This is a genomic window from Actinomycetota bacterium (assembly GCA_014360645.1).
GTDB lineage: Bacteria > Actinomycetota > Geothermincolia > Geothermincolales > RBG-13-55-18 > Solincola_B.
In genome coordinates, this window is the sequence record JACIXD010000017.1 from 77,596 (window position 1) to 88,504 (window position 10,909).

Below are 10,909 nucleotides of genomic sequence, written 5' to 3' on the forward strand. Positions count from 1 at the left end.
GGCATGAAAAACAAGGGATACCCCCGCAGGATGACCCAGGTCCTCGGTGCCCTGGCCATCAACCCCTATTTCGTCTATTTCTCGTCCCGCCTCACCTACCAGGGAGGGGTCAAGGGGGTATGCGTGCCCGGCCTCAACTGCTACGCCTGCCCCTTGACCGTGTTCGCCTGCCCCATCGGGAGCCTGCAGCATTCCTTCACCCTCATGTCGCCCCGGGTGAAAGGCTCGCTCTCCCGGGCCTTCGCCTCGCTGTTCTACGTCCTCGGCTCCGTGGGGCTGGTGGGCGCGGTGGTGGGGAGGATGCCCTGCGGCTGGATCTGCCCCTTCGGCCTCCTCCAGGAGCTGCTGCACAAGATACCCGCGCCCAAGCTCCGCCTGCCCTCCTGGATGCGCTGGGGCCGCTACGGGTTCCTGGTGGTCCTCGTGGCCTTCGTCCCCTTCCTCACCGCCGCGAGCTGGTTCTCCCGCCTCTGCCCCGCGGGCGCCCTCGAGGGGGCGGTGCCGCTCAGGCTGATCCCCCCAGCTACGCCGCTGCCCGCCTCGGGATGGTTCTTCTGGCTGAAGATGGCCATACTCGCGGCCTTCCTGCTGTGGTTCGTCTTCTCCAGACGGCCCTTCTGCCGGACCGTCTGCCCGCTGGGCGCCATGCTCGGGCTCTGCAACCGCTTCAGCCTCTACAGCATGGCGGTGGACGACTCCTCCTGCACCTCCTGCGGCCGCTGCCGGGAGGTCTGTCCCGTGGACATCGACATACGAGACGATCCCAACTCCCCCGACTGCGTGCGCTGTCTGCAGTGCAGGAAGGCATGCCCAGCCGGCGCCGTGACCGCGGGTTTCAGGTCCCCGAGAGAGGGGTTTCGCACCGGAAAAAGGGCGGCCGCTCCCGGCGCCGCGGAGAAAGCATCCTAGGAAAGGCCCGTTTTTCCGCGCCGTTTCTCATGGTCACGGACGTACGGTCCCGCGGCCGCGGCCCGGGTGAATGCCGGGGTGGCGACGGTGCCCTCTACCAGGGAGGCCGATCCTGATACCACGGCCTTATATGGATGAGATCTATGGGTGAGATCTGCCCCTCCACCGGGCTTTACCGGAGATCGCGGTTTTCGCAATGGGTTTAAAGCCGCATCTCGTCGCGGCGGCTATCCGTTCCCGCGTGCTGGACTCCGGATCCTCAAGACCCGGAGGCTTTCTCCATGGCTGCGCGCAGCTCCGCCTTGCTGGGGGTCCCCACGAAGGTCTTAACGACGGACCCCGAGGCGTCGAGGACCACGATGGTCGGGACCGCCTGTATCCTGTATTCACGTGCCCTGGCGGTGTTCTTGCTGGCGTCGATCTCCACGTAGGGAACGGCATTACCCATCTCCTCTACCAGGCCCTGCACGAGGGCTTTGGCCGCGGGGCAGGCAGGTCATGTGGGGGTGGTGAAGAGGAGCACCTGGGCCTTGCCCTCCTGGACGTCCCCGCCTCCCGGCGCCGTACCCCCGCCGTTCTTGCCGCAGCCGGCCGCCGGAAACAGAGCGGCGGCAAGAGTCGCCAGCGTGAGGAGTAAGAGAAGCTTTCTAAACATGGCCGTCACCCCCTCCTTTCCGCACCGACTATCTCCCATGCGGGTGGATGTCCTCGCCGGAGTGAAGCCGGCTTGCCCCGGGTCGTATTAAAACGCAAGGGAAAGTGTGGCATGAAGTCGCCGGCCGTGCAGCTCGTATCAGGCCTTGAGGGCGCGTATCTTTTCCGCCAGGGCGCTGCCCACGTCCTTGCCGGAGAAAAAGGAGACCGACTTGTCTATCTTTTCCGCCAGTTCGGGGAGCTTGTCAGGGGTGAGGGCGTCAGGCGTGGTGCCTATAAGCTCGCAGTTCTTCTTTACCGTCGCCTTGGCGATGAAATCTCCCACCGCGTCGGCCAGTATCTTCTCTATCTCCTGCGCCAGCTTGTTCGCCAAAGTCCCTCCTCCTGCGGCTATTGCCCTGCGTTCTGCGTCTTTTGACCCGGCAATCCTTGCGGCTGATCTCCCTCCACCCGGTAATCCGATTTTCCCATGAATATATCGTTATCTACAGGCGGAAACTTAATCCCCGGACGACAAATACCCCCCGGGTATTATGGCCGCATCTCCTCGTCCATGCGCCGCAATACTTTCTGGCCGCTGCGCAGCAGTCCCTGCAGCGCGGCATAGGCGCTGTCCTCGTCCACCTGGACCTCGCCCTCATGCGTCCCCGCGATGATATCCTCCGCCGTGCGGTTGAGCTCCTCTATGGGCTTGGCCACGTACTTGCGGGTGAAGTGGCGAAGCACCAGGGTGGTGATGAGAAGGCTGAGGGCTACGGCGACGATCGAGACCGCCGTAAGCCTTGCCACCAGGTTGTTCCTCTGATCCCGGAAGAATCTCTCCACCGACCTCATGGCCTCGGTGCGATCGATGATCATGTTGATCTGGAACTCCTCCAGGCCGATCACGCTGAGGTCTATGGGATAGAGGATGGAGATGAACAGGCCTTCCCTGTCGCCTATCCTGTCCAGGGTCAGATAATCGTTCAAGGCGGGTAGAGTGGTGATATCATCGGGGTCGATGTCGAAGTCAGAGGATGTCCGGTAGGCGACCGGCCTACCGCCCCTGATGATCCCGATATAATCGAGGGGATAGAAGTTGATGGCGAAATCGCCTATGAAATCGTAGAACACCTCCCAGTTGCCCTTGATTATCTCGTACATGGTCTTCTCGTTGAACATCCCCGCCATGCGCATGTCCCCGCTCATGGCGTTGATGTTGTCGCCTATGCCCGTGAGGGTGAAGACCGATTCCTCCACCACCAGCTCCTTGTTGCGCTCGATGTTCCGGTTGGTGGTGAGGATCACGTCCACCATGAAGTAGGCGATCACGGCCAGCACCAGTGCCAGGGTCACCGCGGATACGGCGACCATCAGCTTGCGCATCTCCTTGCCAGTCTTTGTCTTCATCTTCCTCTCCTACGCCGGCGAAAAAGCCCCATTACCGTTGGTTTACTTATACAAGTATCGTCTGAATGTATGTGAAACTTGAAGGGCTCTGGCCTTCATCGAGGGAGGCCATGCTTAAGAACGAGGAGAGCGGGGACCAGGCCGGAGGCGCTCGGCCGTATCCGGTTGCGGGCGCGGGAATCGACCGCGAGGTACGGTGCCCGCGGGGCCCGTTCTTGCAAGGGATCCACGTGGTGAACGCGGGCGGGATGGGCCGAGTGCGGGGGAGGTTATACAATGACAGAGACGGAGTGGACGATGTCTGAGGCAGGGCGGCGGGAAGAGGCGCTCCGGCCAGCGGGCGCGCGCCGTGCCTCGAGGCCCTGGCGGGGAAGGGATGACACCGGAGAGGCGGGTGATAAAGATGAGGTTCATAGCCGAGAGGTGTACGGGGTGCGAGACCTGCCGGCTCATCTGCTCGCTCTACCATGACGGGACGTGCGATCCATCCCTTGCCCGCCTCGAAGGGGAACGGCTTGGGCCGTCGCAGAAGCTGGCTTTCCTGCCGCATTGCGACGGGTGCGCCGTGTGCGCCGATTTCTGCCCCTACGGCGCTATAGAGGAGGAAGACTAGGATGAAGAAGTGGGGATATACGGGCAAGGCGCTCGAAATAGACCTGGGGAGCGGCGAGGTCTCCCTGGCGGGATATCCCGAGGAGTACACAAACCGCTATCTGGGCGGATTCGGCGTGAACAACCGCCTTTTCCTGGAGCGCTCCCGGCCGGGGACCGACCCCTTCGACCCGGGCAACCCCGTGGTGCTGGGGGCCGGTCCTCTCGTGGGCACCGCGGTTCCCGGAAGCTCTAGGGTGATGGCCAACGCGCGCGTGCCCCTTACCGGCGCGGCGGCCTCGGCCAGCGGGAGCATGGGCCTGGGGGCGCATATGAAATGGTCGGGCATGGACCACGTGGTGCTGGTGGGCAGGGCGCCCAAACCGATCCTTATATATATTGAAAACGGGCGGGTTGAACTCCTTCCCGCTACCTCTCTCTGGGGCAAGGGCATGTTCGAGACCACCCGAGCCCTCTGGGAGGCCTACCCGGGGTCATCGGTGCTCGCCATCGGACCCGCGGGCGAGAACCTCGTCCACCTCTCCCTGGCTGTGATCGACGCCTGCGCCACCCTGGGGCGGGGCGGCCTGGCGGCGGTGCTGGGCTCCAAGAACGTGAAGGCCCTGGTGGTGAAGGGCTCCGGGGGGGTGGAGGTCGCCGACCCCGGACGCCTGCGGGCGCTGCTGAGGGGGTTGCATGACCGGCTTGCCCGCTGGGAGATGCGCCAGGGAGCCCTGGAGCTGGGCATGATCGGGGCCTGGCCCATGTACGCGGGCCAGCTCATGCCCTACGGTTCCACGGAAGACGACCTGCGCGAGATGACGGAGCGTTTCGGGCCCGGCGCCTATCTAAAGCTGAAAAAGAAGAGGATAGCCTGCCCCTCCTGTTTCCTCGCGGACAAGGACGAGCTTCTGCTTCCGACCTCGGGCGAGAGCGTCTATTCCACCTCCTTCCTCAACGCCGCCATCATCGGCTGCGCCCTGGGCATGGAGGACGCCGAGCAGGCGGCCTCGACCCTTGCGCTCTTAGACGACCTGGGACTGGATTTCATGACCCTGAGCTGGCAGGCCGCCTACCTGCTGGAGCTGCGGGAGCACGGCCTCCTCGCTCCGGAGGACGCCGAGGGCATTCCCCTCCACAGAGGGGCGGCCTTGCTTCGCGAGCTGGCGGCCAGGGTGACGGAGCGAAAGGGGGAGATAGGCGAGGCCTTGGCACGGGGCTGGCGCGGGGCCTTCGAGCTCTTCGGGGAGGATACCCGGCGCTTCACCATGTTGGTGCGGGACCAGGACTGCCTGTATGACCCGCGCGTGAGCGGGCTCGGGACCATGGAGTTCGAGCAGATCGTCTCCCCCCGTGGCCCCACCTCGGCCAGCGCCGGATCCGCCACCTACGTGCCGGGGCAGACCCCGGAAAACCTGCGCCGGCTCACCCAGCGCATGGGGGCGAGCGAGGAGGCCCTGGACCGCATCTTCTCCCCTCCCTGGGGGATGAACGTGGGAAGGCTGACGCGCTATTCCGAGGACTGGTTCAGCCTCTTCTCCAGCCTGGGCATCTGCAACCGCTTCCAGATCAACCGCTTCTACCACGCCGATCTCATCCGCGACCTGCTGGCGGCGGTCACCGGCGTGGAGCTGGAGACGGAGGAGATGATGCGCCGGGCGGCGGCCGGTTTCGAGCTCTACCGGGAGCTGGGGGCGCGCGAAGGCCTGGGCCCCGATAAGGACGTCCCCCCCGAGGCCTGGTTCGAGGAGGGACCGCTGTGGGGGCGGGGCGGCAGGTTGAGGGACTATTTCGGAAACGAACTGAGCCGGGAGGACGTAATGGCCCTTCTGGGTGATTACTACGACGAGCGGAGCCGGTAGGATGAACCATGCCGGATCGGGATACGGCATAGGCGGTCCCCTAGCGGTTATCGCTTCGTTGAGCGGAGCAGGCAGCGGAAGCCGCCAGCCGTTGGGGCGAGGAGAAGAGGCCAAAGATCATCCTCGCGGCCTCATCGCTTCCCCGGAAGCATTAGAGGTGAGGACGAGGGAAGGTAACGGGAAAGAACGGAGACGAATCGGTCGTGGGCTCCATTGACAGGGAATACATGCTGCTGGCCCTGGAGGAAGCGCGCATCGCCGCCGCCGAGGGCGAGGTCCCCGTGGGCGCGGTACTGGTGAGGGAGGGCAAGGTGATCGCCAGCACCCATAACCGCAGGGAGGCGACGGGCAATCCCCTGGACCACGCGGAGATCCTGGCCCTGATGGAGGGCGCGCGGCGCACGGGGAGCTGGCGCCTGGAAGGGACTACCATGTACGTGACCCTCGAGCCTTGCCCCATGTGCGCTGGAGCCCTGGTGCAGGCGCGGGTGGCCAGGCTGGTCTTCGGGGCGCGCGACCTCAAGCTGGGGGCGGCGGGGAGCCGCTATAACCTCGTCCACGACGAGACCACCCATCACCGCCTGGAGGTGGTCGACGGCATCCTGGAGGAGGAATGCCTGGATGTGCTGCGCGCCTTCTTCGAGGCCAGGCGCAACGGCGACGGGAGTTGAAGGCGGCTCTGAGCCCCGTGATCTACGGCTCTAATTTCAGGAGCGAAAAGGTAAAACAGTGACACGAGTTGACGGCGTCCCCCCGTTGTACCAAAGGCGGCGCCTGGAGGAGGAATGCCTGGATGTGCTGCACGCCTTCTTCGAGGCCAGACGCAACGGCGACGGGAGTTGAAGGCGGTTCCAGGCTGCGATGAGGATGGTGCCCGCAGGTTGGCCGCACGGTCATCGGTTATCCAGCTCCTCCATGGCCGGCCCCGGCACCCCTTTTGTGTCCTTATCGGAGAACGGGGCTTAGCTCGAGGCAATCGGTTCCCATTACCCGGGCCACCCGGCACCCCCTTTTGTGTCCTTATCGGAGAACGGGTGCGCACAAGCGCCGCCGTAGGCCTTCATGGTCATCCCCGGCCCTCTTTCATCGCAACGGGATGGATCGCCAACCATTATCGGAGGGGAGCCTGGATTCGGTATAACGCCGTGGATATCGGTGTTGGAAGGGACCGCGGGTCGCCCTATAATGGGGATGCGCGGAGAGGTGCCAGAGCGGACGAATGGGGCGGTCTCGAAAACCGTTGAGCCCTTCGCGGGGCTCCGTGGGTTCGAATCCCACCCTCTCCGCCAGATTATGTTTGAGCAGGAGTTTTATAGACTTGCCTTCGTTAGCGGAAAGACGCATAAACTTGCCGAAAACGTACTGTGACAAATTTGAGGCTCATGTTTCATATGAACTGAGGAAGTCTTTTAAAATATGAAGATTTCCCCTGTGAGGTTACCCAATGGCGTTATCTAAAGTCAAAACGTCCGCAGACATCTGGTCCCGCGTTCTGCCATCTAGATTACGACCGTTCCTCTTCTTGTTTACTCCTCCCCACTGCTTAAAAAGAAAGGCGCCTTTGCCGTTAATCACTGATCACATATATCTTTGACCCAAGCGGGATCCATCGGCCGGACTATTGGGCCCGATTCTCCTCCAATAATAACCCAATCAACACATTCCAGATTAATATCGTGAATTGGTCCAAGCAAGGGTTCAAACGATACAAACTTAATGCAGGCATCTGTTTGGCTTAAATGATCTATACGGTACTTATATTCGGAGTTCTCTACACTGACGCCCATCCAAACATTATGTGCCCAGGGCAACTCCGGACTTAACTTACGCAGCCGTTTCGAACGATTTGTGAGAACCTGGAACGGCCACGTCCTAAACTGTCTGTAAATTCTTAGCGGTCTGGACTACCATATCGGTCGTTAAGCGCAAACAAAGCAACCGATGGAAAGGAGTCCAGACCCATGAAGAGAATACCACCGAGCGAGCTGTTGGGACAGAAGGCAAAAAAGATGGCGGGAGAAACCTGGCACTCGCTCCCGGGGCTTTGACCCAGGCTCACAAGTTGCAACAGAAGGCAAGGGAGCTCGCGGGAGATGCCAAGGCGGAGGATCTGACGAGCGAGCTTTTAAGGCTGGGGGCGAGAAAGCTCGTCCAGGAGACGTTGGAGGCCGAGGTTTCGGAAAGGCTGGGCAGGGAGCGCTGCCAGCGCGCTTGCGGGGAATCGCCCGGCTGGCGCAAGGCTACAAGCAGAGGCGCATAGACTGCGCCGAGGAAGGCTCGAGATAGGCCTGCCCCAGGTGAGGGACAGAGGAGCCCTTCCGCCTGGAGCTCTGGGAGGCGCTCAAGCGGCGCACCGACGTCCTGGAGAGGCTGGTGGTCGAGATGTACGCCTCAGGGCTCTCCGCCCGGGACATCGAGGACGCCCTCTCAGAGATATAAAAGACGGGCAAGCGCTTCTCTCCCGCTCCAGTGTGAGCCGCCTGACCGAGGTTCTCTGGGAGGAATACGAGGCGTCTCAGGGGCGGGACCTCTCCGGCTTCGATATCGTCTATCTGTTCTCCTGAGCCGTCTACGAATCGCTCCGGGCCCAGGCGGGCCTAAAGGAGGGGATCCTGGTCTCCTGGGCCATCCTCTCCTCGGGCGCCAAGGTCCTCCTCTCCATGACCCTGGGCAACAAGGAACCGTGCGAGGATTGGCTCTCCCACTGCCGGGACATGGTTTCCCGGGGCCTCAAGCCCCCGCTGACCGTAACCGGAGACGGCGCTCCCGGCCTCACCAAGGCAGCGGAGGCCATGTGGCCGAAGGCGGAGAGGATACGCTGTTGGGCGCACAAGACGAGAGACGTCTTGGACAAGGCGCCGGACGACGTCCGGCCCCGGATACAACTTCCACAGCGCTCGACAGCTTCGGGCGGGACGCTGCCGGGCGCATAAGACGAGAGACGTCTTGGAAAAGGTGCCGGACGACGTCCGGCCCCGGATACAACCTCCACAGCGCTCGACAGCTTCGGGCGGGACGCTGCCGGGCGCATAAGACGAGAGACGTCTTGGACAAGGTGCCGGACGACGTCCGGCCCCTCCTCAAGCCCCGGCTGGAGGCGGTGCGGGATGCCCCCTCATACGAGGCCGGGAAGATGATGGCCCAGGCCACGGTCGAGAGGTTCTCCCGTGCCTGCCCCTCCGCCATGAAGAGCTCCTCCGAGGACCTGGAGGCCTCCCTTGCCCACTTAAAGCTCCCCTCCGTGCACCGCAAGCATATCCGCACCACCAATCTCTTGGAGCGCAGCTTTTTGGAGGAACGCAGGCGGGCCAAGGTCATCCCGCGCTTCCGGGGGATGAGGGAATGTCTGAAGCTGGTCTTTTCGGTGCTCTGGCGGGCGTCCGAGCGCTGGCAGAGGGCACGCTTTACGGATATCGAGCGCAGGCACCTCGATAGGCATATCGAGATGAAGAGGAAGGAAGGGGAGCAAGGAGGGAGGGCCGAGGGCGCCGATCTCGCCGGCTTAGCCTGAGCCGCCGGCGAGCAAGCACCAACAACAAGAACTTAGGCAACGTCGTCAACAGGGCCGAGTTCCCGAGAGGGCTCAGGAGCGGTCGGGTCTGCTCCGCCAATGGTTTCGCATGGGATGAAATGTCGGCCTAGCACCGTGATATTTACAGAAGATCGCCCTTGAGAGGGTTTAACATATGATGGCAAGGCAGATAACCGATACGGTACGTGCCGGATTGCGTTTACAGACGTTCTGGAATTGACCTGTCTCCAGAATGGTAATATATAGATATTAAAGGTACATATATAGGAGGGGGCGTGTGAATAATACGACTAATCCATTTGACCAGTCTAGCTTAGACAAGATATTCAAATTCGATTCAAAACAGAAGAGCCGAATTATTTCTAGGGAGAGCACAAGCTTGGAATTTAAGTCTTCTTTTAACCTTGGCTCCCTAGCCAAATATGCAAAGGACTTTGCGGCGTTTTCAAATGCACGAGGCGGATACATTATCTTTGGTGTAAAAGATAGTCCGCATATTTTAATAGGACTCAATGGTAACAAATTTGATAAGCTTGACCCCGAAAAAATAACCGGATACCTAAATTCGAAGTTTTCACCAGAGATTAAATGGGATATGCACTCTACAACAATAAAGAGAAAGAAGGTAGGAATAATCTACATACATGAGGCAGAACAAAAGCCAATTATGTGCAGAGATAATGATGCTGAAGTACTCAAGGAGGGCGACATTTACTACAGATATAATGCCAGGAGTGAAAGAATTAAATTCCCCGAGTTGAGAAGAATGTTGGAAGAGGCAAGGGAAAGAGAGAAAGAGAGATGGATAGATTTGTTAGAGAAGGTGGCTAAAATCGGGGTTAGTGAAATTGGATTACTGGACTTCAAAAAGGGGGAAGTGCTGGGACGGGGAGGCTCTTTATTAATAGCTGAGGACTTATTGGAGAAGATAAAGTTTATAAGGGAAGGTAGTTTCGTTGAGAAAGAGGGAGCACCTACGTTAAAACTGATTGGAGATATTAAACCAGTTGAGGGAACACTTATTCAGCCAATGAAGGAGGTAGAAAAACCACTAGTAATAACAACCAAAGATATTGTCTTTGCTTTTCTAGATAGGAAAGACGTTCAGGCTCCATTGGAATATGTTAAACACATTTGCACAGAGGCATCTGCATTCCTACCAGTCCATTTCCTGATAAAGCAAAGCGGCGAAGCAAAGGAGAAGATTATTGCTGAGATTAAAAGGGTAACAACCAGAAGTAGAACAAAGCAAAAATTACTAGAGAGACTCCAAAAGGAGGAGGTATTTTCATCAGGTAGATTGGACACGGGCACAGATGCTGCAAAAAAGAAGCTATTCTATATCGAGAAAATCAAGAAGAGAAAGCTTCCTAAAAAACTGAATGAACTTGAGTTAAGATACTTCTTTCAGGCAATAACTCATATTTCGAATTCGGAATTTGATCCTGGTTATCTCTTCCCTATACTAAGAAGTCTATTTGAAAAAGAATATGAGTTTATGGATAGTACCAATGCAGAAGCGATGAGAAAGGCATTATGCCATCTTGATGTTGTCATGTATGCATGACTAAGAAGCGGCTGCAGAAGAAAAGATAGTTTGCCTTCAGCAAAGTTTAAACTCATCTTCTACAGTTGCATTTTTAGAATACCAGGTAAAGGGGCGTTTTTCAGCATGAAAAACAGGGCTTGGCACTACAGTTGCGCCATCCTCGCCGATGGCGGTACGGCCACGCCTGCGGCCTTGAAGGCCTTGCCAGCTACTCCCTCGAGTGTCAAGGGCGGGATAAAAATGTACCAAAAACGGCGGTTTAAAATTGTAGGTAGCAGAGCAAGTAAAAGTCACTTCTTAGCCTGAGCGATCCTCTTTGCCTTTGCCCTGGACTGTTCCTTCAGCCGATAGCTGCCGCCTTTGATGTTGACCACGTGGCAGTGGTGCAGGAAGCGGTCGAGGATGGCCGCGGCGAGAGTGGGA

14 protein-coding genes, 1 tRNA gene and 1 pseudogene are annotated in these 10,909 nt (G+C 59.4%); 10 read left to right on the forward strand and 6 right to left on the reverse strand.

The genetic code is table 11. The features are described 5' to 3' along the window. The first annotated feature begins 3 nt into the window (after positions 1-3). Positions 4-909, forward strand: coding sequence for a 4Fe-4S binding protein (locus tag H5T74_13535; GenBank protein ID MBC7231397.1), 906 nt, complete (start codon positions 4-6; stop codon positions 907-909). 259 nt (positions 910-1,168) lie between these two features. Here the strand turns inward: H5T74_13535 and H5T74_13540 are convergent, their stop codons facing one another. The 4 genes from H5T74_13540 to H5T74_13555 form a co-directional block, all read right to left on the reverse strand. Then, on the reverse strand, positions 1,169-1,378 hold the full coding sequence (locus tag H5T74_13540) for a thioredoxin family protein (GenBank protein MBC7231398.1): 210 nt from the start codon (positions 1,376-1,378) through the stop codon (positions 1,169-1,171). Positions 1,379-1,405: 27 nt separating this feature from the next. Then, the gene (locus H5T74_13545) at positions 1,406-1,603 is read right to left on the reverse strand and encodes a hypothetical protein (GenBank protein MBC7231399.1); all 198 of its coding nucleotides are present in this window, start codon (positions 1,601-1,603) and stop codon (positions 1,406-1,408) included. A gap of 99 nt (positions 1,604-1,702) precedes the next feature. Further along, complete coding sequence (locus H5T74_13550; GenBank protein MBC7231400.1) at positions 1,703-1,936, reverse strand: hypothetical protein; 234 nt, start codon at positions 1,934-1,936, stop codon at positions 1,703-1,705. A 158-nt stretch (positions 1,937-2,094) separates the two neighbouring features. After that, the gene (locus H5T74_13555) at positions 2,095-2,952 is read right to left on the reverse strand and encodes a hypothetical protein (GenBank protein MBC7231401.1); all 858 of its coding nucleotides are present in this window, start codon (positions 2,950-2,952) and stop codon (positions 2,095-2,097) included. 403 nt (positions 2,953-3,355) lie between these two features. Between H5T74_13555 and H5T74_13560 the strand changes: the two genes are divergently transcribed. The 4 genes from H5T74_13560 to H5T74_13575 all read left to right on the forward strand — a co-directional run bounded on the left by H5T74_13560 (position 3,356) and on the right by H5T74_13575 (position 6,694). Further along, entirely contained in the window at positions 3,356-3,565 is a 210-nt protein-coding gene (locus H5T74_13560) for a 4Fe-4S binding protein (GenBank protein MBC7231402.1), read from the forward strand. Position 3,566: 1 nt separating this feature from the next. Continuing rightward, positions 3,567-5,405 carry a hypothetical protein gene (locus H5T74_13565; GenBank protein MBC7231403.1) on the forward strand — a complete coding sequence of 613 codons (1,839 nt, stop codon included), beginning with the start codon at positions 3,567-3,569 and terminating at the stop codon, positions 5,403-5,405. A gap of 227 nt (positions 5,406-5,632) precedes the next feature. After that, positions 5,633-6,076 (forward strand): nucleoside deaminase, encoded by a 444-nt coding sequence (locus tag H5T74_13570; GenBank protein ID MBC7231404.1) that lies wholly within the window; start codon positions 5,633-5,635, stop codon positions 6,074-6,076. 526 nt (positions 6,077-6,602) lie between these two features. Beyond that, positions 6,603-6,694: transfer RNA gene (locus H5T74_13575), tRNA-Ser, on the forward strand. Between the two features lie 148 nt (positions 6,695-6,842). Here H5T74_13575 and H5T74_13580 read toward each other — a convergent pair. Further along, positions 6,843-7,294: pseudogene (locus tag H5T74_13580) on the reverse strand (DUF5131 family protein). 173 nt (positions 7,295-7,467) lie between these two features. Here H5T74_13580 and H5T74_13585 point away from each other — a divergent pair. The 5 genes from H5T74_13585 (at position 7,468) to H5T74_13605 (ending at position 10,504) form a co-directional block, all read left to right on the forward strand. Next, positions 7,468-7,665: a hypothetical protein gene (locus H5T74_13585; GenBank protein ID MBC7231405.1), complete on the forward strand. Its 198-nt coding sequence runs from the start codon at positions 7,468-7,470 to the stop codon at positions 7,663-7,665. A gap of 62 nt (positions 7,666-7,727) precedes the next feature. Next, positions 7,728-7,844: a transposase gene (locus tag H5T74_13590; GenBank protein ID MBC7231406.1), complete on the forward strand. Its 117-nt coding sequence runs from the start codon at positions 7,728-7,730 to the stop codon at positions 7,842-7,844. A 170-nt stretch (positions 7,845-8,014) separates the two neighbouring features. Next, positions 8,015-8,338 (forward strand): transposase, encoded by a 324-nt coding sequence (locus tag H5T74_13595; GenBank protein ID MBC7231407.1) that lies wholly within the window; start codon positions 8,015-8,017, stop codon positions 8,336-8,338. Positions 8,339-8,451: 113 nt separating this feature from the next. Then, entirely contained in the window at positions 8,452-8,916 is a 465-nt protein-coding gene (locus H5T74_13600) for a transposase (protein MBC7231408.1), read from the forward strand. A 400-nt stretch (positions 8,917-9,316) separates the two neighbouring features. Beyond that, positions 9,317-10,504: an ATP-binding protein gene (locus H5T74_13605; protein ID MBC7231409.1), complete on the forward strand. Its 1,188-nt coding sequence runs from the start codon at positions 9,317-9,319 to the stop codon at positions 10,502-10,504. A 272-nt stretch (positions 10,505-10,776) separates the two neighbouring features. On the opposite strand, the gene H5T74_13610 is transcribed toward H5T74_13605, so the two are convergent. Next, positions 10,777-10,909: AAA family ATPase (locus H5T74_13610; protein ID MBC7231410.1), on the reverse strand; the 133-nt coding region annotated here is incomplete at its 5' end.